Genomic DNA, 23,713 nt, shown 5'->3' with positions numbered 1-23,713 from the left:
GACTAACTAGACGACAAGGTGTACTATAACTTTTTCAGGGTCTTAGATTTTGAAGTAGATCAATTTTAATGTGATTTTACGATTTCCTGCCGCTCGTTCGCTCTAAAGACGAAACAGACTATAAAACGAAGCACAACGTATAGAGGACAGCTATACGCAGAGCAATTATGGAGGCTCGAGTGTCAATAATAAAAATGTTTGGAAAGAAAAAAGCCAAACGTCCGGTCAACTCTGATATGGACAAACAAAGAAAATATGAAGCACTCGTACGTGCCTATCACCGTGACCTCTTCCGCTACGCCTATTGGTTATGCAAAGACAAAAGCATTGCCGAAGATTTAGTGCAAGAAACTTGCCTTCGTGCTTGGAAATCACTCGATAGCCTACAAGATGAAAAAGCCGCGAAGTCTTGGCTGATTACTATCTTGCGCCGCGAGAATGCTCGACGTTTTGAACGCAAACAATTTGATCTGGTTGATATCGACGATCATGGTAACGATGCCAGTGTCAGTGATGACCCGCACCATCAACACCAATGGTTGCAAGTCCAGATAATGAAACTTGAAATTGATTACCGTGAACCTCTCTTCTTACAAGTGATTGGTGGTTTTAGTGGTGACGAGATCGCGGATATTCTCGATCTCAACAAAAACACGGTGATGACACGTTTATTCAGAGCTCGAAACCAATTGAAAGAGATGCTGGATACAGAAGAAGCAGAGAGGGGGCAACATAATGGATGATTTAGAATTTCGTCGTCGTGTATTGTCGGAACCTAAACAGCGCACACAAGATATTGTTGATGCAGCCGCGAGCAGTGAAGCTAACAGTCACTTTTTAGATGACGTACTATCGCTTGATAAGCAGATCCACTCTGCAATGAATGTAGATGTGCCAGACGATCTTGCCGATCGCATTCTGTTCAATCAAACCTCAAGCGAAGAGAGCAAAGTCGTAAGGCCTACGTTTGCGAGACGTGCAATGGCAATGGCGGCTTCTGTAGCGTTTGTTGCTGGTCTATTAGTGGGCCAAGTAAACTGGGGGAATGCATTAGTATCTCCAGCACAAGCAAGCTTGGCTGATACGGCGATGCAGCATGTTATCGATGAAAAAAGCTTTGTGAGTACTATCGATGAACAAGTTACATCACAGCAAATCAATGCAAAAATGAACCCATTTGCTTTTCAGTTTGATGAAGCCTTCCCATACCACGTCTATTACCTGAACCATTGTGGTTTTGGGAAGTCTAACGCAGTGCACATGGTATTCCAGGGTGAAAAAGGCAAAGTTACGCTATTTCTAACTAGCATCCCGACAGACAAACCGGTCGACTTTGACGAAAAAGGGATGTCAGGTTCGGTAATGCCGATTGATAACAGCAGTTTGATACTCGTCGGTGAAAATGGCGAGGATGTTTCTAAAATCTCAGAAAAGCTGACGAAAATGATCAAACCGATGAGCTAATCAGCTCTCAAAGCCCCTCAATAAAAGGCCCAGCAATATACTCTTGATATTGCTGGGCTTTATTTATAAATAAAACACCAATCCATTCACAAAACCAATAACTCTAGAGTTAAAACTCTAAAAAACAGCATTTCGCACCATTTTCGTGCCAGATAGGCGTCATTTCCATAATTTTCCACTCAAATTTTCCAATGGTCGGATTTGTATATCGTATACTTGCGAATAGGATCAGCCACCATTGAGCAATTGCTCAAATTAATCGCCCTGTAGAGGCGGATATATAAAGGAATAAATGAATGACTACCAACAACACGCGTCTGTTTAAAAAGTCTCTTTTAGCAGTAACAATTACACTGGCGTCTTCGCAAGCGATGGCAGCAGGTTTCCAACTTAACGCACAATCAGCAACCGGCATCGGTCGTGCTTTCGCTGGTGATGCAGTAATCGCAGATAACGCGTCAGTAATGGCACGTAACCCTGCGGCAATGGCACTATTTGACAAAACTGAGCTATCTCTTGGTTTTGAAAGCATCACTTCTATGATTGAAGTTAAAGACGCTGAATACAAATCTCTCGGAACTCTAAACCAACCTGTATCAGTTGCAGATACTGACGACGTTGGCGATACTTCAATTGCACCAAACATCCACCTTATCGTTCCAGTAAACGAAAAGTTTGCTTGGGGCGTGAACGCTTACTCTAACTTTGGTACAAAAACTGAGTTTTCAGACGATTACGTTGGTACTGAGTATGGTGGTTTGACTGATGTAATGAGCATCAACTTCGGTTTAGCTGGCTCATACCGCTTGAACGAGCAATGGAGCTTTGGTGCTGGTTTAGACCTAATCTACGGTCAAGGCACAATGAAGCGTACTGGTAGTCAGACTCTTCCAGGATTAGCAGGTGTAGATCTAGTAAACGTAGACGAAGCTGATGGTTGGGCTGTTGGCTTCAACGTAGGTACGGTTTACGAGCTCGATGAGAATAACCGCTTTGGTTTATCTTACCGTTACAGCCCTGAAATCACAGCTAAAGATGACAAGGGTCAAGAGATCACTCTTCCTTTACCAGATATGGCTGAATTCTCTGGTTACCACAAAATTGAAGACACCAAGTTTGCTGTCCATTACTCTGTTCAATGGATCGGCTGGAGTGCATTTGATCAAATCGACTTTGAAAACCTACAAGGTTCGCCTCTTGGCTCTAGTTACCAAAAACAATACCAGTGGCAAGATGGCTGGCACTATGCGGTCGGTGGTACATACTACCTAAATGATACTTGGACACTGCGTACAGGTTACATGTATGACACAAGTGCACAAGATGAGCTAACTTCAATCTCAGTTCCAGATTCTGACCGTCAATGGCTATCTGCTGGTTTCACTTACCACATCGATGACAAGTCTAACGTTGACTTCGGTTTCACATACCTACTTGGGGATGACGTAAAAGTTAACGAGTCAACAGTAGTTGCAGGGCCAGGTGGCACTCCAATCGAAGCTTCTTCTATCAGTGCAACAACACACGCTGACGCAATCCTGCTAGGTCTACAATACAGCCGCAGCTTCTAATATAAGCTGAGTTATAAATCTCAAAGGGTCGCGTTATGCGACCCTTTTTTATTGCCTAAACTACTGACCAACATCAATTTAAGCTTACAGCTGTAGCCTACACAGGTCATATCTAGCTACAAGTGTACGCTCAAATTCGATCACACACTCGAAACATTCAGACTATTAAGCTAATAATCAGTCATATTTTATCATTTAATCGCTAAAACACTGTTTTACTCGAATTTCATTTTTAAAGTAATAACTCTAAAAGTAGAATCGTGACACTAAATACTTATAATTCAGCGAACATAATAATGAAAATGAATAAGACTCTTCTATCTACTGCAGTGGCAGTTGGACTACTTTCAACTTCTACGGTGACTCAAGCGGCGGGCTTTCAACTAGCAGAATACTCAGCAACAGGCCTGGGCCGAGCTTACGCTGGTGAAGCAGCAATGGCTGACGGTGCAGACGCACAATGGCGTAACCCTGCAATGCTGACTTACCTAGAAGGCACTCAAGTTTCAGTTGGTGCTATCTATGTAGATCCAAACATTGACATTGACGGCACCTCTACAACACCTCGAGGTACAACGAGCTCAAACTCTAGTGACTTCGCCCACAGTGCAGTAATTCCAAACTTTTATGTTTCTCATAAGTACAACGACAAATTCGCGTTAGGTTTTGCGGCTGGCACGAACTACGGCATGGAAACTGACCTAGGTACAGACTTCGGTGGCGCAAACCACGGCAACGAAGCAAGCGTTAAAACCATGGAGCTAAACCTTAACGCCGCTTACCAAGTACTTGAAAGCGTATCTATTGGCGGAGGTATTCGCTACGTAATGGCTGAAGGCAGCTTTGGTGCGGTATCTACTGCGAACTCTTTAGCTCCACTGCAACCAGGTACTGCTCTGAAATATATGGAAGGTGATGATACTGCGTGGGGTTGGCAAGTAGGTACAGCTTGGCAAATCAACGAAAATAACCGCCTTGGTTTTACCTACAAATCAGAAGTAGATCTAACCCTTGAAGGCCACGCAAATGGCGCTGCTTTCGATAAGGCTGCAGCTGAAAGCGCTGGATTAGGTGCTATAAAACCAAAATATAGTGGCTCGATGGAACTAGCTTTACCAGCTACAGCAGAACTGGCAAGTTTCCACCAACTTACCAACAAAGTAGCGGTTCACGCGAGCGTTAACTGGACAAATTGGAGCAGCTTCAAAGAGCTTGTGGCAGATATTCCTGAGTTTGGCTCAAAACGTACTCAAGATATCAAAGAAGAAAACTGGAAAGACAACTACCGCTTTGCTATCGGTACAACTTACCAAATGACACCTAAGCTTGCCCTACGTTCTGGTATCGCATACGACACTTCAGCGGTAAGCGAAGAACACCGCACAGCAACGATTCCAGAAACAGACCGTACTTGGCTAAGTATTGGTGCTGGCTACCAGTGGTCTGAGCAACTGACTTTAGATGCTGGCTTCACTTACATCCTAGCGAAAGACGCAAAAATGGTTGAAGATGACGCAGCTTCTGCACCATTTGGTGGTAACTTCGAAGGTGAAGTGACTGGTAGCATCTGGCTAGTTGGTGTACAAGCTAACTACCGCTTCTAATCTACTGATCTAAAAGTAGAAAGCATTAAAAAGGCTCGATGTTGTTTTCAACATCGAGCCTTTCTTTTATCGGTTTCCTAAATCGAGTTTCTAGTAGTCTTCTAGATAACCATCGATGAAATCTTCTTCTTCAAGATCCACCTCTTCTGGTTCAATCTCAGCTTTAAAATCACGACGTTGGATGTAGACATCACGTGTTAGCGCGTATGGATCTGGAGAGTCATCTAACAAGGCTTCTTGAGATACTAACTGAGCACGTGTTTCCATCCCTTCAAAGGCCCACTTGCCCAGACCGGCCCAAATGTTCAACAAAGACAGAGGCACATAGAGGCTGTCCACCTGACTCGTCACTTCACGAGTCGTGACAGGACCGTAACCTGGCACCATAAAATACGGCCCATTTCCTACACCGTAATGACCAATTGCATCAGAGAAAGATTTATCATCATATTTGGTGATCCCGGCTTCGCTAGCAATGTCAATCAAACCTAACAAACCAAACGTCGAGTTAATCCAAAAACGATTAAAATGGTCAACTGCTTTTCTGCCATTACCCATAAGTAAGTTATTCACCATACTGGCTGGTTCGTCTAAATTGGCGAGAAAATTGGAGATTCCTGTGCGAATGGGGGCAGGTGTGTAATCAACATAAGCGACAGACACCGGCCGAACCAAATAAGGATCTAAGTAGTCATAATTGACCGTCCACATCGCTCGGTTGAAACCTTCAAAAGGATCATTCGGGTGGGACTCTTCGACGTATTCAGAGGTTTCAAGATTATTATTGCTTTCATCTGGCGCACTAGAGCAGCCCACCGTAAGGCTTGCGATAAAGAGTAAACTCGAGAGTCTTAAAACACTGACAGACATATCACCTTTCCATAAGGAATAATAAAAAGGCCAGCAATCGCTAGCCTCAATTGTTGGCGTAAGTCTATACCGTTTATATAAAAATCGGAATAGCTACCCCCTATGCAAAATGCCAATTAATATTGCTTATTGATGTTAATTGTTACTGGCGTACCCAACTCCACCACTTTACTTTCGCCATACCAATCACCATCTCGGGTTGAGACATTACCATCAGAATCAAGCCTCGCTCTCACCATCAAAGTATCAAGACTAGACAATTTTTGACCTTGGATCATGCTATTACCGTCATCAAGTACAACTGTACGAGGGAATGAACCCAGCGGATAACGTGCCGCAGCAATGGGCATACGTGAGCCATCCGCTCGGTGCACAGAGACAACGAGCACTGACTTAGGGTCCGCATCCACCTCCGCGGATAGTTTAAGTGTTACTGCCACACTTTTGCCTTGGTCAACACCCATCACGTCGCCCATTTTCTTCTGAGCGCTTTCGATGCTGCGAGAAAGCATTTCATAACGGCTGTCTTGTGGACCAATCATCTGTTGCATGATGCTCCAGTACTTAACCGCACCCGGGTAATCTTGACGCTCAAATGCATCGAATGCGAGTAGCGAGAACACACGAAGATCAACGTAATCGTTTTGAACCAAACGACTTAGAAGCAAGCGAGCTTGGTTTTGCTCTGCCTCATCTGGAGACAACATCAGTGCTTGTGCAAAGCCAAGTTGAACGTCTTCGTCTTTAGGCTCTAACTTATAAGCACGCTCCATCGCATCAATCGCGGTTTGTGCATCACGGTTAGCTAGCGCAATACGACCCAGTAGCAACCAACCCGTTGAATCTTTTGGTTGGTAATGCAAGCGAGTACGTAGTGCTAGTGTCAAATCTTCCAGTTCATCATCAGTTAGCGTACCGCCTTCTGATGACATTAGCTTTTTAGATAGCTCAGGAAGGTTATTGCTGACTTCTTGCCAATGTTGAACCTTGTCTAACGCACCAAACTTAAAGTACATACCGTAAGTAACTGCAACAACCAAAATGATTGACGGAACAACCACGCCAAGCGTTGAGATATGAGTCTTTTTCATCTCTTGCTTAGCAGGGACATCGTCAAGCAGAGATTGTTTCAAATCAGCGATCAGCTCCTGTTGGTTATCAACAAGACCTTCTTCTGCTTCTACTTCTAACTCATCAAGACGGTCTTTGTAGAATGCTTTGTTCAATTCATCGCGAAGCACATCATCGTTGTTTGCCTTTTTATTAATAAAAGGCAGAACAATCATCAAGATTGCTGCTAGCGAAAGAATAATGGTCGAAACCCAAAATAGAGTCATTACTGTTTATCTCCGTCGTTCTCTTCATCGAGTAACGCTTTTAAACGTGCTTCTTTGTCTGCATCCCAGTCTTTATCTGACTCTGTTGCCGCTTGTGATTTTGACTTTCTGCTTCGTACAATGATCAAGCCAAATCCAAACACAACCACTGCAAATGGACCGATCCATAGGATCGACGTCGCAAGTGTTAGTGGCGGATTGTAAGTCACGAAGTTACCGTAACGGGCAATCATGTAATCAATGATGTCTTGCTTCGACTTACCTTCTTTTGTCATCTCGTACACTTTTTGGCGCAAGTCGACCGCTAATTCAGCATTCGAGTCACCAATTGTGTTGTTCTGACATTTAGGACAACGCAGCGTGTTGCTCAGCTCTTTAAACTGCTGTTCTTGGTCAACGTTATCGAATTCATGAAATTCGATAGGCGCTGCAGACACAGTCGCTGAAATCGCCAACGTAGCAAATAAAGTAATCAGAGCCTTCTTAATCATTTCGCTTCCTCCAACAACTCGTTATACATCGGCTCAAGCGTCGATGCCCAGTTCGTTGGGTTCACATCCCCCACATGGCGATAACGAACAACGCCATTGGCGTCGATTAGGAAAGTCTCCGGAGCACCATAAACGCCAAGATCTAGGCCTAACATGCCGTTACCATCGAATAGGCTTATCAGATATGGGTTCCCCAACTCTTTTAACCACCCCACAGCCTTATTACGTTCGTCTTTATAGTTTAAACCAATAATCTTAACGCCCTTGTCAGCAAGCTGATTTAAGTAAGAATGCTCTGCATAACAAGTGGGACACCAAGTTGCCCAAACATTTAGTAACAGCGGTTCGCCTTTAAAGATAGCTTGGTCATGAAGCTTGCCTGGTTGCTCTAAGTCTTCTAAATCAAATTTGGGTACAGGCTTACCAATTAACACTGATTCAAGTTTAGTCGGGTCATCACCCGACTGGTTGCGCATCAATTGTGTTGCAAATATTCCGGCTAGAACCATGAATGCAATTAATGGAATGAATAAAATCTTTTTGCTCATTCGAGTTAAATCTCCTGCTCTTTAGCCGACTTTTTGGATGGTTTACGGAAGCGGTAACGACGATCACTGATAGCAACAATACCACCTATTGCCATGATCAAAGAGCCCGCCCAAATCCAGCGCACAAATGGTTTGTAGTAAATACGAACAGCCCAAGATTTGTTGTCGTCTAAACGTTCACCCATTGCGATGTAAAGGTCACGAGTTACCCCGCGGTCAATTGCTGCCTCAGTCATCATAGACTTGGCAGTGCTATAAAAGCGTTTTTCTGCATGAAGTGTGTTGACGTACTTACCTTGTTTTGTGATTTCAAAGTCAGCAATGTAGCCATCGTAGTTTGGACCATCTTTATCTCGAACACCCGTGAATAAGAAATCGTATCCTTCAAGCTGATAACTCTGCCCGGGCTCTAGACGAACATCACGTTCGATACTGTAATTCTGTACCATCGCGATACCAATTACAGTGACCGCTAAACCAATGTGACCACACACCATAGCCCAGTGACTGCGTGGTAGCTTGGTCAGCCCCTTCATGAACGTGTGGCGGTGAGTCGCACGCTCGTGCAGTTCGAAGCCATGCATGAAGATGATCCAGAATGCCATCACCCAGCCTGCAAACGCAGTACCACTGAAACGATCGGCCAGTACCATCACCAAAAGCGCACTCAAGCCCAACGAGAATACACCTGAAATAACCATCGGCTTAACGAGCTTAGATAGGTTGTCACGCTTCCAACGGATAAGAGGACCGATACCCAACAGGAACGAGAACGGAATCATTAACCAGAAGAACAACATGTCGAAGAATGGCGCACCGATAGATACCGAGCCCAAACCTAACTGTTTGTGGACGAGTGGTAGTAGAGTACCAACTAACACCACTACTAGAGCAGCAATCAACAGGATGTTGTTACCTAGTAGTGCGTTTTCACGTGAGACTAGATCGAAGTTACCGCGAACACGTACTGACGCACCTTTCACTGCGAACAGCAATAGTGAACCACCGATAACAAAGACTAAGAAGCCTAGGATGAACATACCACGAGCCGGATCCGACGCGAACGCGTGAACCGATACCAAGATACCCGAACGCACTAAGAAAGTACCTAGTAAGCTCAACGAGAATGCAGAGATTGCAAGTAGTACTGTCCAAGCTTTAAAAGTACCGCGCTTTTCTGTAACCGCAAGCGAGTGCATTAGCGCTGTACCTGCCAACCAAGGCATGAAAGATGCGTTTTCTACTGGATCCCAAAACCACCAGCCACCCCAGCCAAGTTCGTAGTAAGCCCACCAAGAACCTAGAGCGATACCAATTGTTAGGAATAGCCAAGCCGCAATTGTCCAAGGACGAGACCAACGAGCCCAAGCCGTATCCAAACGACCACTCATTAGAGAAGCGATAGCAAAAGAGAACGCTACTGAGAACCCTACATAACCCATGTAAAGCATCGGCGGGTGAATAATCAAGCCCGGATCTTGCAGTAGCGGGTTCAAGTCACGGCCATCAACAGGGAAGAAAGGCAGTGTACGTAGGAATGGGTTAGACGTTACGATGATGAACAGCAAGAAGCCGACACTGATCAAGCCCATGATAGCCAATACGCGAGCCACAGACTCTTGAGGCATACCACGGCTGAATGTCGCTACTGCTACCGTCCAACCTGCTTGGATAAGTACCCAAAGCAACAATGAACCTTCGTGTGCACCCCAAACAGCCGTAATTCGGTAGTACCAAGGTAGTTGGCTGTTTGAGTTACTTGCAACGTATTGAATCGTAAAATCATTTGTGTAAAACGCGTAACACAAGATAAAGAACGAAATCACTAAGAATCCGAACATACCCCACGACAAAGGTCGTGCGCTGTTCATCAGTAATGTGTTATTTCGAGCGGCTCCATACAGTGGGAGCACGCTTAGCAGCAATGCAAGTCCCAAGGACAGGATCATCGCAAAATGGCCGATCTCGGCTATCATTGAGCTTTTCCTTCTTTTTGTTCAGTCGTGTATTGCAAAGGCTCATGTGTTTTCTTCATTGCTTCCGCAACTTCAGAAGGCATGTACTCTTCATCGTGCTTTGCCAACACCTCAAACGCTTCGATTGTCGTTGCGTCTTTTAAGACACCTTGAGCAACAATACCTTGACCTTCACGGAAAAGATCAGGAAGGATACCATCGTATAAGATTGTTACTTTTGGGCCGACATCAGCTAAATCGAAGCTAACTCGCAATGACTCGTTATCACGGCTCACAGAACCAACGACAACCATTCCACCAATGCGTAGGCGTTGACCAACTTCAGGTTTCTTACCATCTTTACCATTAACAAGCTCAGTTGGTGTGTAGAACAGATCCATGTTCTGGTTAAGTGCATAAACAATCAATCCAACAGTTGCACTGATACCAAAAAAGATCGCTAAGACAATGCCCAGCCTCTTTTTGCGTCTTGGGTTCATAGAGTGTTCTCCATATTTTTTGCTGCATCGATACGAGCTTGACGGCCAACCTTAGCTTGTACTTCAGTTAGTAATTGCTTACCACGACGAACGCTTACCACGAGTAAGATGATCATCGAGAGAAATGTGATTCCAAATGCGCTCCATACGTATGAGGCGTAACCACCCATGGCAAAGAAATCACTCAAAGATTCAAAATACATAATTACCTACCCTACTACGCTTTATCAGCCGCAAGCTTGCGAACCCATGGACGATGACTTTCTTTGCTAATGATTTCGTTACGGAAACGAATCATGGTCAGAGCGCCAAAGAAAAAAGCGAAACCGAAGATGTTGAGAAGAAGCGGCCATAGCATGTCACTTGAAATCGAAGGTTTTGCGAACTTGGTGATCGTTGCGCCTTGATGAAGTGTGTTCCACCACTCTACCGAGAAGTGAATAATAGGGAGGTTAATCACGCCGACGATAGCCAAAATACCCGCCGCTTTTGCTGCTGTTTTTTGGTCATCAAACGCGTGGTGCAGTGCAATTACACCTAGATATAAGAATAGAAGAATCAGCTCTGAGGTTAGGCGTGCATCCCAAACCCACCAAGCGCCCCACATTGGCTTACCCCAAACGGCACCCGTCAGCAGTGCGATAAAGGTAAATACCGCTCCAATCGGTGCCATCGCCAACGCCGCCATGTCAGATAGCCTTACCTGCCATACCAATCCAATGAATGCAGCGATCGCCATCGACATGTACACACCCATCGACCAAATGGCAGAAGGAACGTGAATGTAGATAATTCGGAAACTATCACCCTGTTGATAATCAGAAGGTGCGAACGCAAGGCCCCACACCGTACCAACGGATAGACACAATAGCGCTAGGATTGAGAACCACGGCAGAAGTTTACCAGCAAGCTGGTATGACGTTTCTGCTTTGGCATAGGGATGGAGCCATTTCCACATGTTGTAATCTCACTCTTACTTCATATTGCTTACAGCTACTAAAGCTATAATTATAATAATATATTTGTTCTGCTTTCTGTTTTGCTGACTCTATGAGTCTCATCGAACACTTTGGTTCACTTTAGCTATACGATACTGATACCGTTATCAGTTCACACTCACACGAAGTGCGGCACTGATCGCAAAAGGAGTTAGCGTCATCGCGCCCATCAACATGGCGCCAAGGATCGCTAATTGACCATTGTATGCAACACCCAACGCCGCAGCGTCAATCGCTGACGTTGCGAAAATCAAAATAGGGATGTACAGCGGCAAAATCAGCAGGCTCAGTAACACCCCGCCCTTCTGCAACCCAACCGTCAAAGCAACACCAATCGCCCCAATAAAGCTCAAGGCAGGCGTTCCGACAAGCAAAGTCATCACAACAGAGAGCCAAGTGTCAAAATCCAATGACAACAAAACAGCCAACAATGGGCTAATTAAAATTAATGGTAACCCAGTCAATAGCCAGTGTGCTATGACCTTGGACAATACTACCAACTGCAACGGGATGGGCATCAGCATCATCTGTTCAAGGGCGCCATCTTGAAAATCATCACGAAATAGGCGCTCAAGAGAGAGCAATGCTGAGAGCAACGCGGCAACCCAAACAATACCCGCAGCAATACGTGCAAGTAGGTTTGGCTCTGGGCCGATACTCAAAGGGAAAAGCGTGATAACAATAATGAAGAACCACAGCGGATTAAAGATATCCGCCTGACGTCGAAAAGCGATAAGTAGTTCACGTCGGATAATGGTGGTCATTGAAGAGATCATATTACTCACCCAACTTTATTTTTCTTAGTTTCGGGCTATCAGCAAACATATCTTGGTGGGTAGTGAGTAGCACAATCCCACCGTTATCCGCATGCTGAGAAAAAAGCGATTCTAGAACCTTAACGCCCTGCTTATCAATCGCAGTCAACGGCTCATCGAGAATCCACAACATCTGCTTACTTAACCAAAGGCGAGCTAAAGCAACGCGACGTTGTTGGCCAGCAGACAATTGACCCGCAGGCACATCTTCTCGTCCGGCAAGCCCTACCTGAGCAAGCGCTTGGTAAAGCTCTTCCTTGTTCGTTTCGCCACAATGAATTGACTGGTAGAAACTGAGGTTCTCATAAGCGCTAAGCTCACGTTTTACGCCAGTTTGATGGCCAAGAAAAAGCAGATTTTGATGATACACATCTCGACTTGATTCGATTGGCTCGCCATCCCAAGAGATAGTGCCTTCGTCACGATCACCTAAACCAGTGATAATCCTAAGGAGTGTCGTTTTTCCTGTGCCGTTTCGACCTTCAACTTGAACCAGTTCTCCTGGCTTCAATTGAAAAGACAACGATTCAAACAGAACCCTTTCGTCACGAATAGCAGTTAAATTTGAGACTTCTAGCATAGGTAAATTTAGTCGAGTAATGAGAGGGGTATAGTAGCACACCAATATGGTGACAAAACAGGACTAGGCGTTTTCAGTAGAACAAAGTCGGTAAGAAACTGTTACTACTGCATCACAATTTACACATTTTGACCAAAAATGAGATATTGCAATACTAACAAGCACTTATAAATATCGTTCTATAAACAGTTACTCAGGCATAAAAAAAGAAGCCGAAGCTTCTTTTTAGAGGAGTGTGTAACAAACAGAATTTGTTTATCACGAGTAGCGCTCAATTTAACGGCGTCGAGGTGGATCCCTGCGATCACGAGAGGCGGCGGGATGCCCATCAAACGAGGAAGGGTCGCTTCTTAATGAAGGAATTTTCTCTTTACCCGCAAGCTTGTTCTGCAGAGACATCATCAGCTCAGCTTCAGCTTTAGGTAATTCACATTCTTCAATTAACTCGTTAATCCCAGCGCCAAGCTGAACCATTTTCGTTGCACGAGTGTACAAGCGTCCATCGGTATCCGCATGTTCCAGTTCGACAATACGTTCATTCAGGTGTTTGATTAGATCTTGTTGTTCAGTCACTTTCTGGCCAAGGCCAACCACAACAGATCGAACTTCAAGCAATTGCTTACTCGATTTTTGCAGCTCTTTGTCCAAGTTTCGGACTTGCAGACGTGACTGATCCAATTGCTTTTGAGTCGCACTTTTTACTTTGCTTATCAAAATCAATATGAATAACGTAAAAACCCCAACTCCAGCAATCAGTGCAGCAGGGCTTAAAGGAAGCGCTTCAAACATTATAGGTGAGCCATCTCATCCCATTCGTCTTCGCTTAGTAGTTTGTTTAGATCTACTAAGATAAGCAGCTTGCCATCGCGGTTGCTAACGCCTTGGATGAACTTCGCGCTTTCGTCAGTACCAACACTTGGTGTTGTATCGATTTCAGAAGAACGTAGGTAAACCACTTCAGCAACGCTATCAACCAGGATGCCAATAACTTGACGCTCAGATTCAATAACGATGATACGAGTGTTATCCGTGATTTCACCTTGCATCAAACCAAAGCGAGAACGAGTGTCGATAACAGTAACAACGTTACCACGTAGGTTAATAATACCTAGAACGTAGTCAGGAGCACCTGGTACCGGAGCAATCTCACTGTAACGCAGTACTTCACGAACTTGCATTACATTGATGCCGTAAGTTTCTTCTTCTAGCTGGAATGTTACCCATTGAAGTACTTCGTCATTCGTTTGATCTTTTCTTACTTCAACTTCACTCATTTGAGACATAGATAATCCTCTTGCCGTCGTTACCGACCACTATTATTAACTTGATGCTTTTGTTGTACCAATCTTGGTACTAGCTCAATGCTTTTACATCTAGCCCTGCATTTAGCATGGCGATTAATGCTTCGACATGGATCAAAGCACACATTTTCTCTTTTACCATACCAGCGAGCCATGGGCGTTTTCCTGCCATTTCTCGCCAACGTACTTTATCAGTATTAAGCAGCTCGGTGCCTTTAAGCTCTGTGCTCGCAAGCCCCCACAAGCTTTCTCCAAGCATCACTATATATTGATAGTTTTCTTTGTATTCGTCACTGGCTAACTTCTCGGCCATCACCCATTTTGCGGTGTCGACCACATCTAGCTGACTGTCTCGGTTGGTTTGTAACCCCAAATACCAAGATGGTTTGCCAATAATGTGATTGACCTCTTCAAGGCGGTGGATACCACCCAGTTCATCCAGTGGTACTGCAAAGGTCACACCATTGACATCAAAATACAAAACTTGGAAGTCTTCTGTTCGAGCCGTACTTTCCCAAGAAGTAAACTGCCCTGCACCACCCGCTTGTGTTTCTGGCTCAATAGCGGCCTCAATGTCAGGAACATCGGCTTCGATCTCAGAGACTGGTTGCTCAACCGTTGGAAGCTCAGCTTCTACTGTTGATTCTTCAATTGGCTGCAGTTCAACCAAAGGTTCTGCCGCTATCGATAAATCAGATTCAGGAAGGTTCCAATCTTGAATCTCTGGCTCTAGCGAGACTTGAACCGACTCAACCGCAGCATCAAACATTTGCATGTCTGCTTGCTGAGCGATTTTCTGCGTGTTCTGGTCCATCAGTTCGTCAAGATTCAGGTCCTCAACAACATTGGTTGCCTCTAATCGGCTCAGTAGTTTCTGAACGTCCTCTAGGTTAGGTACTTCAAACTCAGCTGCACGTATTTCGGCGTAGCTTGAGTGATGACTCGCTACTTGACGCTCTGGCTCTGGCTCTGGCTCTGGCTCTGGCTCTGGCTCTGGCTCTGGCTCTGGCTCTTCAGATTGTGACTCATCATCAGACTCGTCAACTAAAAATTCTTCAGTTTCAAAGCTTTCATCACCTAATAGCGCAGTAAAATAGTCATCCAGTGCTTGTTCACTTGATAGGCCTGGTCGCGCTATTGTTGAATCTTTATTCTCGCTCATTTATCGCCAACCTTTCGAGATAAATAAGCAGCTGTTTATAAGCAAATACACCACGGCTTCCCGATGCAAAGTGAGAGGCAGGCAAGCGCTTTAAGCTTGCGTCTCTAAACTTGGTATCAATCGGTACCGCTGAGGTCCAAACTTGGTTTGGGTAGTCCTCTTTCAGCTGCGTAAGTGTTTGCAGTGATGCCTTGGTTCGCTTGTCGTACATGGTAGGGACAATCGTCACCTTAAACGGTGTTTTGCGAGATTTTTGCATGATGGTTAGTGTACGAATCATACGCTCTAGCCCCTTCATCGCCAGAAACTCAGTCTGTACCGGAATCAAAATACGGTCACTCGCTGCCAATGCATTCACCATCATCACACCAAGAATTGGCGGACAGTCGATCAACACATAGTCGTAATCTTCTTTCAACGCCGCCAAAGCACGCTTCAAGATCAACCCCATGCCGCTTCGATTTCCCATCACACGGTCAAGAGTTGCCAGTGACATATGTGCAGGAATGATATCGATGCCTTCGACTTCGGTTTGTAACGTCAGTGGTCTTACCGTCTGCGCAGAAAACTCACGAAGCTGAAACAGATCGAACAAGCTAGACTCCACCGTATCTGAGTCGTAACCCAGATAGGTGGTCAGTGATGCATGTGGGTCAGTATCAACCAACAACACACGGTGCCCTTTTAGAGCAAGCAAGCCTGCTAAGGTCACTGTCGTGGTTGTTTTACCAACACCACCTTTTTGGTTTGCAACACTCCAAACAATCATCTCGACTTACCTAAGCTAACCCAACTTCAACCAAAATCCTTTCCGCAATGCGGTCCAGAGGTAGGTCTTCTGTAGAAATGCCAGCTTTTGCTACAGCTTGAGGCATACCATATACAACGCAACTATCTTCATCTTGTGCCCAGACTGTCGAGCCTGCGGTTTTCAACATGCGTGAACCTTCACGACCATCTGCGCCCATGCCTGTCAGTATCATAGACAACACTTTGTCGCCGTAGATCTTCGCAGCAGAGCCGAAAGTCACATCCACACAAGGTTTGTAGTTCATGCGATCGCCGCCATCGATGATTCTTAGGCGAGCCGATCCAGCACGACCATCAACCATCATCTGCTTGCCGCCTGGAGCAAGATAAGCAACGCCAGGCTTCAACACGTCTCCGTCTTGAGCTTCGCGAACTTCGATCTTACACAAGGTATTCAAGCGGCTAGCAAAAGCCGCTGTGAAAGTCGCAGGCATATGTTGAACTAGCACAATAGGGTGCGGGTAGTTCGCAGGGATACGCGTTAAAATCTTCTGCAGCGCAACCGGACCACCAGTCGACGTACCAATTGCCGTTAGCTGATACTTCTTACCCGAAGCTCTGAATTTCGCAGCGGATGCGACCGCAGGTCTAGCGGCTGGAGTAGCATTAGAAACCGGTTGACGCAATGACGTGGATGTTGAAGTCGTTGCTGTCGCCCTCGGTGCAATTGGTGCACGGCGCATAAAAGCACGTTTAGCCGCAATCTGAATCACACGCTGTTGAAGTAACGCAACGGCATCATCGCGGTTACGTGCAATGTCTTCGAACTTCTTAGGTAGGAAGTCTAAAGCACCCGCATCTAGAGCATCTAATGTCGCTTTAGCACCGTCATGCGTTAGCGATGAAAACATCAAAATAGGCGTTGGAGACGCCGCCATAATTTCACGAACGGCTGTGATACCGTCCATGACAGGCATTTCGATGTCCATGGTAATCACGTCAGGTCTTAGCTGCTTCGCTTTCTCTACCGCTTCTTTACCATTTACCGCAACATCGATGACTTCTAGGCGAGCCTCTGAATTGATGATCTCGCTTACTCGACGACGAAAAAAGCTCGAATCATCAACGACTAATACTTTAATCGCCATATTTATCCTTAAATTAAATTCTTGACGCAGCTGCGTACTGCTTCAACAAGTCCGGCACATCTAAAATCAATGCAATGTGACCATCACTCGTAATTGTTGCGCCTGCCATGCCTGGCGTACCTTGCAACAATTTATCCAGCGGCTTAATCACCACTTCTTCTTGACCGATAAGCGTATCAACAACAAAGCCAACACGTTGGCTGCCAAGTTGTACGATAACCACATGACCATGCCCTTTACGTAGCTCAACATCACCGGCTTTCGGTGCAAGCCAGTTTTGCAAGTAGAACAGTGGAATCGATTTATCGCGAACGATGATCGTCAACTGACCATCAACCACGTTGGTACGGCTTAGATCTAAGTGGAAGATCTCGTTAACCGAAGCCAAAGGCAGCGCAAATGGGTGACCAGAAACACCAACCATCAAGGTAGGTAGAATCGCTAGTGTCAGTGGAACCTTGATCGTAATCTTGGTGCCTTGTCCCATCTCAGAATCGATATCAATTGAGCCATTCAGTGTGTTGATCGCCGTTTTCACAACGTCCATACCTACACCACGACCAGAGATATCAGAGATCTGCTCTTTACTTGAGAAGCCTGGCGCGAAAATTAGGTTGAAACACTCTTTGTTTGATAAACGAGAAGCAGCATCTTCATCCATCAGACCACGTTTAACCGCAATAGCACGAAGCTTATCGGGGTCCATACCGCCACCGTCATCAACGATAGCCAGCTCAATGTGATCACCCTCTTGAGAGGCAGACAGAACCACTTTACCGGTTCTTGATTTACCCGCCATCACTCGGTCTTCAGGCATTTCAATACCGTGGTCAACTGAGTTTCTAACCAAGTGAATCAGTGGATCAGCAAGTGCTTCTACTAAGTTTTTGTCTAGATCCGTTTCTTCACCACGCATCTCAAGAACGATGTCTTTTTTCAGGCTACGTGCAAGGTCGCGGACAACTCGAGGGAAGCGACCAAATACTTTCTTGATCGGCTGCATACGAGTCTTCATTACCGCACCTTGTAGGTCTGCAGTAACAACATCTAAGTTAGAGACAGCTTTCGACATTTCTTCGTCGTTACTGTTCAAGCCAAGGCTAACGAGTCGGTTACGAACCAATACCAATTCGCCAACCATGTTCATAATGGTATCCAGCGTAGAAGTATCAACACGAACGGTTGCTTCCGCTTGCTGCTTCTTAGCCGGCGCTTTCACTTCCGCTTTTGCCGGTGCACTTGGTGCAGGTTCAGCTTTTACAGCAACTGGCGCTGCGGGTTGCGGCTTAGGCGCAGCTTGAGGTGCAACGGGCTTACTTTCAGCAGGCTTAGTCGCGGCATCGAGTTCTTCAACTGATGGACCATTGCCAGAGCCGTGTAACTGATCAAGTAGCTTCTCAAACTCTTCATCAGTCATCAGATCGTCGCCTTCAGACATCGCCGAAACTGGAGCAACAGGAGCAACAGGAGGAGCTGGCGGTGGAGGAGGCGTCGAACCCGCACTTGTCGGGCTGTTACCCGCACCATGCAGTTCGTCCAATAACTTTTCGAATTCGTCGTCAGTGATATCACCACTATCAACCACAGGTTGTGGTGCAGCTGGTGCTGGCGGTGGTGTTGGAGCCGCAGATGACGTTGGTGAACCACCTTTACCATGAAGTTCATCAAGCAGACGCTCAAATTCATCTTCAGAGATATCGTCTACTGAAGAGGCGCTGATGCTCGGACTTTCGACAACCGGTTCAGGCTCAACAGCGATAGGCTCAGGGATAACAGGCGCAGGCGCTTCCACTGGTGCAACTTCATCCGCTGACTCTGGCTTACAGAGACGGTGAAGCTCATCCAATAATGCTTGATCTGCTGGCACTAAAGGTTCCTGATCTTGCACGGCTTGGAACTGTGTATTAACAGTGTCTAGAGCCTGCAGCATGGTATCCATCAAGCCTGATGTTACGCTGCGTTGGCCGTTGCGTAGAATGTCAAACACATTCTCGGCACCATGACAAGTATCCACCAGCTCAGTTAATGCTAGGAAACCAGCACCACCTTTTACTGTATGGAAACCACGGAAAATAGCATTTAATAGGTCTTTGTCGTCAGGGTTATTCTCAAGTTCTACCAGCTGCTCTGATAGAAGCTCAAGGATCTCTCCTGCTTCGACTAAAAAGTCCTGAAGAATATCTTCGTCTAAATCGTAGCTCATACGTTACCTTTAAAATCCAAGACTGGATAACAAATCGTCGACTTCATCCTGAGAAGCAACAGCGTCTTCGCGCTCTTCTGGATTCATGATTGGCCCTTCTGGAGCAATCGATGCTTTCTTCTCTGATGTTGGAGTTGGCTCAACCTGATTCGCACCAAATACGGTGAGAATCTCGACTAAGCGCCCTTCAACCTCATTCACCAAGGTAATAACTTTGCTAATAATCTGCCCAGTTAAATCTTGGAAATCCTGAGCCATCAAGATTTCAGTCAGTTGCCCACGTAGTTCGGTACTATCGCCCTCTACTTGGACAAGCAATCCATCAATGCAGTGACATAAAGCTTTAAATTGTGCCAGCTCAATGCGGCCATGCATCAGTTCATTCCATTGAGGCCTTACTTGAAGTAAACACTCGTGTAGGTTGTCTGCGATTGGCATACAGCGATCGACAGCGTCCATCGTTTTATTTGCCGCAACTTCCGTTTTATCAATGACATACTGAAGGCGATCCCTTGCATCAGGGATTTCATCATTTGCGATAACGCTAATGCGCTCGTCAAAGTTGAATTGTGTCAAAGAGTCATGGAGGTCGCGAGTCAGACTACCTATTTCTTGAAGCATTGGATTGTCTTGAAGATTAAAGTTGTCTTCATAAATGCTTCTAACAAGAGAATCAGCATCTTGCTGCTCATCGTTTTCAAGCAACTCTACTAATTTTTTTGCTTGTTCTAATGAAATCATCCTGAATTCGGCCTTACTCCGCATATTTGTGACGCTTCAACGTTTGAGAGAAACGGAAACTAAAAAGTTAATGTCTCTCTAGAAGCGCCTAAAACAGGTTATTTTTAATGCTTATAAGCGCTCAAAAATCTTATCTAGTTTCTCTTTAAGAGTTGCGGCAGTGAAAGGCTTCACAATGTAACCATTAACACCCGCTTGCGCAGCTTCGATGATCTGCTCACGCTTCGCTTCTGCTGTGATCATTAGCACTGGAAGGTGCTTAAGTTCAGCGTCTGCACGAATGTGTTTTAGCAGGTCGATACCTTGCATGCCCGGCATGTTCCAGTCAGTTACCACGAAATCAAATTCGCCTTTTTTCAGCATAGGTAACGCGGTCAAGCCATCGTCTGCTTCTTGTGTGTTGTTGAAACCTAGGTCGCGAAGTAGGTTTTTAACAATTCGGCGCATCGTTGAAAAATCATCAACAATGAGAATTTTCATGTTTTTGTTCAAATTAGCCTCCACTGAATAAAAATCAGTGTTGTTAGTCGTTCTGTGTCCAAGCACTTAATTTAGTGCGTAAACGCTGCATAGATTGGCTCAATATTTGGCTGACACGAGACTCGCTTACACCTAATACTTCCCCAATCTCTTTTAAATTGAGTTCTTCGTCGTAATAAAGCGAAAGCACTAAGCCTTCTCTTTCCGGAAGCTGTTTTATCGAATCGATCAAAGCTTGGCGGAATGACTCATCAGCAACCCCTTGAAAAGGCGCGTTATCTTGAGAGTCTTCATTCGGAGATATTACATCATCTGAGACGCCTAAATCTTCGATCCCGACCAGTCTTGAGCAATTAATATCAGTTAAAGCACTATGATACTGCTCTAAACTGAGTCCCATATGCTTTGCCACTTCGGCATCGCTTGGGTCGCGGTTGAGAGTGCTTTCTAATTCCGCAATTGCACTGCTGATTTCTCGATTGTTTTTATGAACCGATCTCGGCACCCAATCTCCTCGGCGAATGTCATCCAACATTGCACCACGGATTCGAATACCGGCATACGTCTCAAAGCTTGCGCCTTTGGTACCATCATAGTTTTGTTGCGCTTCAATCAAGCCAATCATGCCAGCTTGAATCAAGTCATCAACCAATACATTAGGCGGTAATCGCCCCAACAAGTGATGAGCGATACGTTTAACCAACACAGAGTACTTCTCAAAAAAAGCCTGTTGGCTATTGTGATTAGCGTGTTGGTCGTAGGTAAGCGCTTTATTCACCAAATGGTTCCTCTACAAATTCAGTACGGTTCAGCAGCCTTTCAACAAAGAACTCCAAGTGTCCACTTGGTGTTTTTGGTATTGGCCAGGTCAATGCTTTGTTTGCCAATGAGCTGATTGCCAATGCAGCTGGAGAGCGAGGAAACGCGTCGACTACGATTTTCTGTCTTTTGACTGATTGACGTACTTTATCATCTAAAGGAATACATGCTACGAGTTCGAGGCTCACATTCAAGAAGCGCTCTGTGACCAAAGTCAATTTTGCAAATAATTCTCGGCCTTCACGGTAGCTTCTGACCATATTTGCGACAACTTTAAATCGCTGAACTTGGTGCTCTCTGCTCAAAAGCTTAATCAACGCATATGCATCTGTGATTGAGGTAGGTTCATCACATACCACAACCACCACATCTTGTGCCGCTCTTGAGAAACTGATCACCATGTCCGAGATACCAGCTGCGGTATCTACTAGCAAGATGTCCATCTCGTCTTCGAGTGTACCAAATGCGCGAATCAAACCAGCGTGTTGTGCGTGCGATAGCTCTGTCATGCTCTGAGTGCCTGAAGTCGCTGGAATAATTTTAATTCCGTGCGGACCTTCCACAATCGCATCTTTGAGTTCACACTCACCCGCTAACACATGTCCAAGGTTTCGCTTAGAGCGAATACCCAGCATGATATCGACATTCGCAAGGCCTAAGTCGGCATCAAGCACCATGACTTTTTTACCTTGGCGCGCCATACAAATAGCCATACCTAACGTCACATTAGATTTACCAACGCCGCCTTTACCGCCCGTTACCGCAATAACTTTGGTGATTGAAGGCTTGGTTAAGCGACGGAGGCCGCTAGCTTGATCGTGTATCATATTTTCATTCATATTTATCCGCCGCCTAGAGCCCTTCAGAATCGCTATTCCAGTAATGAGGTTCATTCTCTGTAGATTTCTCTAATAGCTCATTTGCCTTAGCAATCATGTACTTTGGTTGAGCTATAACGATATCTTCAGGAACTCGTTGACCATTTGCTATGTAAGCAACTGGTAATGCATTTTGTATTACGACACTGATGAATTCACCAAGACTGAGGGATTCATCCAATTTAGTCATGATGCATCCCGACAACGGGATTCTTCTAAAGTGTTCAATTGTTTCTTGTAGTACTTTGCGTTGCGCTGTAGCCGGCAAAACAAGGTAGCTATTGATAACGGAACCACTCTCTTGCATCAATGTGTCTAACTGTTCAGATAGGCGAACATCTCGTTGTCCCATACCTGCAGTATCGACCAGAATCAGGCGACGATTACGTAACTGATATATTACATCGGCCAGTTCGCTAGAATCTTTAGCAACTCTTACAGGACACCCCATAATTCGACCATAAATCGATAACTGCTCATGTGCACCTATACGATATGTATCCGTTGTCACTAGTGCTACGTTGTCTGCTCCATATTCCATGGCAGCGCGAGCCGCAAGCTTTGCAACCGTCGTCGTTTTACCCACGCCGGTTGGGCCAAGTAGAGCAACAATTCCGCCGCGTTTTAAAATATCTTTCTGTGTCACGGAGATCTGGTCAGCAACCAAGGCTAACAACGCCTTCCATGCACGAGCTGGTTTGGTATCTTCTGGAATGTAACAAGCCATCTGATCAGCAAGCTCTGCTGACACGCCCATACGTTCAAGACGCTTGATAAGCATGGCTCTTAGCGGTTCGCGACGCTCAACTTCTTGCCACATCAGTCCTGACACTTGATGCTCTAACAGACGGCGAATTGAGGTCATCTCTTCGCGCATCGTTTCCATTTCAGTATCAGAGCCTTTGGATTGACCACTGTCACGACCGCGATCATAGCGAGTCGGATCCAAGCGAGGCGAAGGGCGCTCAACTCGGCGATCTTCAGCAATCAATTTAGAAAGACCGGTTTCGCGAGCAAATGCTGAATCTAAACTACCGCTCGATGGATGGCTGTTGTTCGACAAGTGGCTATTGCTAGATTGGCGATTGAGTAATGCAGACAGAGAGTCTTCGTTTTCAGCGCGGTGCTGAGGTTCATCGTCCGTACCATGACTGTATTGCTTAAGCATGTTTGCAAAGCGCTTCGTCATTGAGCGTCCACCTTCAGAACTTGACTGAAGGCTTACCTTGTCATCATCTAATTCGCGGCGTCCAGCCGGAGCTGAAGGAGCGGCCATTTGCGTGTATTGGCTATGCACAGGCTGCTGAGGTTTGTTGAGTCTTGGGCTCGCTGTTGACGGGCTAGATTCGCCATCAATAGCGGCAACAATTTCCACGCCACCTGCGACCTTTTTGTTAGACATGATCACAGCGTCTGAACCAAGTTCTTCTTTCACTTGGAGCAGAGCAGTCCGCATGTCTTTTGCAAAAAATCGTTTAATTTTCAATTCGATTGTCCG

25 protein-coding genes are annotated in these 23,713 nt (G+C 45.5%); 4 read left to right on the top strand and 21 right to left on the bottom strand.

The features are described from left to right. Nucleotides 1–194 precede the first annotated feature (194 nt). The 4 genes from JC606_RS05530 (at nucleotide 195) to JC606_RS05515 (ending at nucleotide 4,639) form a co-directional block, all read left to right on the top strand. Nucleotides 195–743 carry a sigma-70 family RNA polymerase sigma factor gene (locus tag JC606_RS05530; protein WP_004739895.1) on the top strand — a complete coding sequence of 183 codons (549 nt, stop codon included), beginning with the start codon at nucleotides 195–197 and terminating at the stop codon, nucleotides 741–743. Continuing rightward, nucleotides 736–1,464 (top strand): DUF3379 domain-containing protein, encoded by a 729-nt coding sequence (locus tag JC606_RS05525; RefSeq protein WP_198778190.1) that lies wholly within the window; start codon nucleotides 736–738, stop codon nucleotides 1,462–1,464. Before JC606_RS05530 ends, JC606_RS05525 begins: the two co-directional genes overlap by 8 nt. A gap of 296 nt (nucleotides 1,465–1,760) precedes the next feature. Beyond that, nucleotides 1,761–3,035: an outer membrane protein transport protein gene (locus JC606_RS05520; protein WP_198778189.1), complete on the top strand. Its 1,275-nt coding sequence runs from the start codon at nucleotides 1,761–1,763 to the stop codon at nucleotides 3,033–3,035. A gap of 296 nt (nucleotides 3,036–3,331) precedes the next feature. Further along, nucleotides 3,332–4,639 carry an outer membrane protein transport protein gene (locus JC606_RS05515; RefSeq protein WP_198778188.1) on the top strand — a complete coding sequence of 436 codons (1,308 nt, stop codon included), beginning with the start codon at nucleotides 3,332–3,334 and terminating at the stop codon, nucleotides 4,637–4,639. 90 nt (nucleotides 4,640–4,729) lie between these two features. Here JC606_RS05515 and JC606_RS05510 read toward each other — a convergent pair whose 3' ends face one another. The 21 genes from JC606_RS05510 to flhF all read right to left on the bottom strand — a co-directional run bounded on the left by JC606_RS05510 (nucleotide 4,730) and on the right by flhF (nucleotide 23,701). Further along, nucleotides 4,730–5,509 (bottom strand): MlaA family lipoprotein, encoded by a 780-nt coding sequence (locus JC606_RS05510; protein WP_198778187.1) that lies wholly within the window; start codon nucleotides 5,507–5,509, stop codon nucleotides 4,730–4,732. A 116-nt stretch (nucleotides 5,510–5,625) separates the two neighbouring features. Continuing rightward, nucleotides 5,626–6,846 (bottom strand): c-type cytochrome biogenesis protein CcmI, encoded by a 1,221-nt coding sequence (gene ccmI, locus JC606_RS05505; RefSeq protein ID WP_198778186.1) that lies wholly within the window; start codon nucleotides 6,844–6,846, stop codon nucleotides 5,626–5,628. Next, a complete protein-coding gene (locus JC606_RS05500; RefSeq protein WP_105024524.1) occupies nucleotides 6,846–7,337 on the bottom strand; it encodes a cytochrome c-type biogenesis protein in 492 nt (163 codons plus the stop codon). Before JC606_RS05500 ends, ccmI begins: the two co-directional genes overlap by 1 nt. Beyond that, a complete protein-coding gene (locus tag JC606_RS05495; RefSeq protein WP_063523599.1) occupies nucleotides 7,334–7,885 on the bottom strand; it encodes a DsbE family thiol:disulfide interchange protein in 552 nt (183 codons plus the stop codon). The genes JC606_RS05500 and JC606_RS05495 overlap by 4 nt, the downstream gene beginning before the upstream one ends. 5 nt (nucleotides 7,886–7,890) lie before the next feature. Further along, the gene (locus tag JC606_RS05490) at nucleotides 7,891–9,861 is read right to left on the bottom strand and encodes a heme lyase CcmF/NrfE family subunit (RefSeq protein WP_198778185.1); all 1,971 of its coding nucleotides are present in this window, start codon (nucleotides 9,859–9,861) and stop codon (nucleotides 7,891–7,893) included. Then, nucleotides 9,858–10,340 carry a cytochrome c maturation protein CcmE gene (gene ccmE, locus JC606_RS05485; RefSeq protein ID WP_004739883.1) on the bottom strand — a complete coding sequence of 161 codons (483 nt, stop codon included), beginning with the start codon at nucleotides 10,338–10,340 and terminating at the stop codon, nucleotides 9,858–9,860. The genes JC606_RS05490 and ccmE overlap by 4 nt, the downstream gene beginning before the upstream one ends. Further along, nucleotides 10,337–10,543 (bottom strand): heme exporter protein CcmD, encoded by a 207-nt coding sequence (gene ccmD, locus JC606_RS05480; protein ID WP_198778184.1) that lies wholly within the window; start codon nucleotides 10,541–10,543, stop codon nucleotides 10,337–10,339. Before ccmD ends, ccmE begins: the two co-directional genes overlap by 4 nt. A gap of 14 nt (nucleotides 10,544–10,557) precedes the next feature. Further along, nucleotides 10,558–11,298, bottom strand: coding sequence for a heme ABC transporter permease (locus JC606_RS05475; protein WP_004739880.1), 741 nt, complete (start codon nucleotides 11,296–11,298; stop codon nucleotides 10,558–10,560). 147 nt (nucleotides 11,299–11,445) lie between these two features. Then, complete coding sequence (gene ccmB, locus JC606_RS05470; RefSeq protein WP_004739878.1) at nucleotides 11,446–12,114, bottom strand: heme exporter protein CcmB; 669 nt, start codon at nucleotides 12,112–12,114, stop codon at nucleotides 11,446–11,448. Between the two features lies 1 nt (nucleotide 12,115). Continuing rightward, nucleotides 12,116–12,733 (bottom strand): cytochrome c biogenesis heme-transporting ATPase CcmA, encoded by a 618-nt coding sequence (gene ccmA / locus JC606_RS05465; protein ID WP_004739877.1) that lies wholly within the window; start codon nucleotides 12,731–12,733, stop codon nucleotides 12,116–12,118. Nucleotides 12,734–13,009: 276 nt separating this feature from the next. Then, a complete protein-coding gene (locus JC606_RS05460; protein WP_198778183.1) occupies nucleotides 13,010–13,522 on the bottom strand; it encodes a DUF2802 domain-containing protein in 513 nt (170 codons plus the stop codon). Then, the gene (locus tag JC606_RS05455) at nucleotides 13,522–14,016 is read right to left on the bottom strand and encodes a chemotaxis protein CheW (RefSeq protein WP_004739873.1); all 495 of its coding nucleotides are present in this window, start codon (nucleotides 14,014–14,016) and stop codon (nucleotides 13,522–13,524) included. Before JC606_RS05455 ends, JC606_RS05460 begins: the two co-directional genes overlap by 1 nt. A 70-nt stretch (nucleotides 14,017–14,086) precedes the next feature. Continuing rightward, a complete protein-coding gene (locus JC606_RS05450) occupies nucleotides 14,087–15,196 on the bottom strand; it encodes a chemotaxis protein CheW (RefSeq protein ID WP_198778182.1) in 1,110 nt (369 codons plus the stop codon). Continuing rightward, the gene (locus JC606_RS05445) at nucleotides 15,183–15,965 is read right to left on the bottom strand and encodes a ParA family protein (protein ID WP_198778181.1); all 783 of its coding nucleotides are present in this window, start codon (nucleotides 15,963–15,965) and stop codon (nucleotides 15,183–15,185) included. The genes JC606_RS05450 and JC606_RS05445 overlap by 14 nt, the downstream gene beginning before the upstream one ends. A gap of 10 nt (nucleotides 15,966–15,975) precedes the next feature. Further along, nucleotides 15,976–17,094, bottom strand: coding sequence for a protein-glutamate methylesterase/protein-glutamine glutaminase (locus tag JC606_RS05440; protein ID WP_102424813.1), 1,119 nt, complete (start codon nucleotides 17,092–17,094; stop codon nucleotides 15,976–15,978). 13 nt (nucleotides 17,095–17,107) lie between these two features. After that, nucleotides 17,108–19,297 (bottom strand): chemotaxis protein CheA, encoded by a 2,190-nt coding sequence (locus tag JC606_RS05435; RefSeq protein WP_198778180.1) that lies wholly within the window; start codon nucleotides 19,295–19,297, stop codon nucleotides 17,108–17,110. Nucleotides 19,298–19,306: 9 nt separating this feature from the next. Then, complete coding sequence (locus JC606_RS05430; protein ID WP_198778179.1) at nucleotides 19,307–20,038, bottom strand: protein phosphatase CheZ; 732 nt, start codon at nucleotides 20,036–20,038, stop codon at nucleotides 19,307–19,309. 111 nt (nucleotides 20,039–20,149) lie between these two features. Beyond that, nucleotides 20,150–20,518: a chemotaxis response regulator CheY gene (gene cheY / locus JC606_RS05425; protein WP_008218307.1), complete on the bottom strand. Its 369-nt coding sequence runs from the start codon at nucleotides 20,516–20,518 to the stop codon at nucleotides 20,150–20,152. Nucleotides 20,519–20,561: 43 nt separating this feature from the next. Further along, nucleotides 20,562–21,296 carry an RNA polymerase sigma factor FliA gene (locus tag JC606_RS05420; protein ID WP_004739861.1) on the bottom strand — a complete coding sequence of 245 codons (735 nt, stop codon included), beginning with the start codon at nucleotides 21,294–21,296 and terminating at the stop codon, nucleotides 20,562–20,564. Beyond that, entirely contained in the window at nucleotides 21,289–22,176 is an 888-nt protein-coding gene (locus JC606_RS05415) for a MinD/ParA family protein (RefSeq protein WP_008218303.1), read from the bottom strand. The genes JC606_RS05420 and JC606_RS05415 overlap by 8 nt, the downstream gene beginning before the upstream one ends. A gap of 13 nt (nucleotides 22,177–22,189) precedes the next feature. Beyond that, nucleotides 22,190–23,701, bottom strand: coding sequence for a flagellar biosynthesis protein FlhF (gene flhF, locus JC606_RS05410; protein ID WP_137407295.1), 1,512 nt, complete (start codon nucleotides 23,699–23,701; stop codon nucleotides 22,190–22,192). Nucleotides 23,702–23,713: the final 12 nt, after the last annotated feature.

Source organism: Vibrio sp. IB15, from assembly GCF_016406055.1.
Lineage (GTDB): Bacteria > Pseudomonadota > Gammaproteobacteria > Enterobacterales > Vibrionaceae > Vibrio > Vibrio chagasii.
Note: the sequence above shows the minus strand (reverse complement) of the source record. Positions and strands in the feature narration are given on the sequence as shown.

Bases quoted from the DNA above. Each gene is read 5' to 3' on its own strand.
- JC606_RS05530 (WP_004739895.1), top strand. From the start codon at position 195: ATGTTTGGAAAGAAAAAAGCCAAACGTCCGGTCAACTCTGATATGGAC.
- JC606_RS05525 (WP_198778190.1), top strand. From the start codon at position 736: ATGGATGATTTAGAATTTCGTCGTCGTGTATTGTCGGAACCTAAACAG.
- JC606_RS05520 (WP_198778189.1), top strand. From the start codon at position 1,761: ATGACTACCAACAACACGCGTCTGTTTAAAAAGTCTCTTTTAGCAGTA.
- JC606_RS05515 (WP_198778188.1), top strand. From the start codon at position 3,332: ATGAAAATGAATAAGACTCTTCTATCTACTGCAGTGGCAGTTGGACTA.
- JC606_RS05510 (WP_198778187.1), bottom strand. From the start codon at position 5,509: ATGTCTGTCAGTGTTTTAAGACTCTCGAGTTTACTCTTTATCGCAAGC.
- ccmI (WP_198778186.1), bottom strand. From the start codon at position 6,846: ATGACTCTATTTTGGGTTTCGACCATTATTCTTTCGCTAGCAGCAATC.
- JC606_RS05500 (WP_105024524.1), bottom strand. From the start codon at position 7,337: ATGATTAAGAAGGCTCTGATTACTTTATTTGCTACGTTGGCGATTTCA.
- JC606_RS05495 (WP_063523599.1), bottom strand. From the start codon at position 7,885: ATGAGCAAAAAGATTTTATTCATTCCATTAATTGCATTCATGGTTCTA.
- JC606_RS05490 (WP_198778185.1), bottom strand. From the start codon at position 9,861: ATGATAGCCGAGATCGGCCATTTTGCGATGATCCTGTCCTTGGGACTT.
- ccmE (WP_004739883.1), bottom strand. From the start codon at position 10,340: ATGAACCCAAGACGCAAAAAGAGGCTGGGCATTGTCTTAGCGATCTTT.
- ccmD (WP_198778184.1), bottom strand. From the start codon at position 10,543: ATGTATTTTGAATCTTTGAGTGATTTCTTTGCCATGGGTGGTTACGCC.
- JC606_RS05475 (WP_004739880.1), bottom strand. From the start codon at position 11,298: ATGTGGAAATGGCTCCATCCCTATGCCAAAGCAGAAACGTCATACCAG.
- ccmB (WP_004739878.1), bottom strand. From the start codon at position 12,114: ATGATCTCTTCAATGACCACCATTATCCGACGTGAACTACTTATCGCT.
- ccmA (WP_004739877.1), bottom strand. From the start codon at position 12,733: ATGCTAGAAGTCTCAAATTTAACTGCTATTCGTGACGAAAGGGTTCTG.
- JC606_RS05460 (WP_198778183.1), bottom strand. From the start codon at position 13,522: ATGTTTGAAGCGCTTCCTTTAAGCCCTGCTGCACTGATTGCTGGAGTT.
- JC606_RS05455 (WP_004739873.1), bottom strand. From the start codon at position 14,016: ATGTCTCAAATGAGTGAAGTTGAAGTAAGAAAAGATCAAACGAATGAC.
- JC606_RS05450 (WP_198778182.1), bottom strand. From the start codon at position 15,196: ATGAGCGAGAATAAAGATTCAACAATAGCGCGACCAGGCCTATCAAGT.
- JC606_RS05445 (WP_198778181.1), bottom strand. From the start codon at position 15,965: ATGATTGTTTGGAGTGTTGCAAACCAAAAAGGTGGTGTTGGTAAAACA.
- JC606_RS05440 (WP_102424813.1), bottom strand. From the start codon at position 17,094: ATGGCGATTAAAGTATTAGTCGTTGATGATTCGAGCTTTTTTCGTCGT.
- JC606_RS05435 (WP_198778180.1), bottom strand. From the start codon at position 19,297: ATGAGCTACGATTTAGACGAAGATATTCTTCAGGACTTTTTAGTCGAA.
- JC606_RS05430 (WP_198778179.1), bottom strand. From the start codon at position 20,038: ATGATTTCATTAGAACAAGCAAAAAAATTAGTAGAGTTGCTTGAAAAC.
- cheY (WP_008218307.1), bottom strand. From the start codon at position 20,518: ATGAAAATTCTCATTGTTGATGATTTTTCAACGATGCGCCGAATTGTT.
- JC606_RS05415 (WP_008218303.1), bottom strand. From the start codon at position 22,176: ATGAATGAAAATATGATACACGATCAAGCTAGCGGCCTCCGTCGCTTA.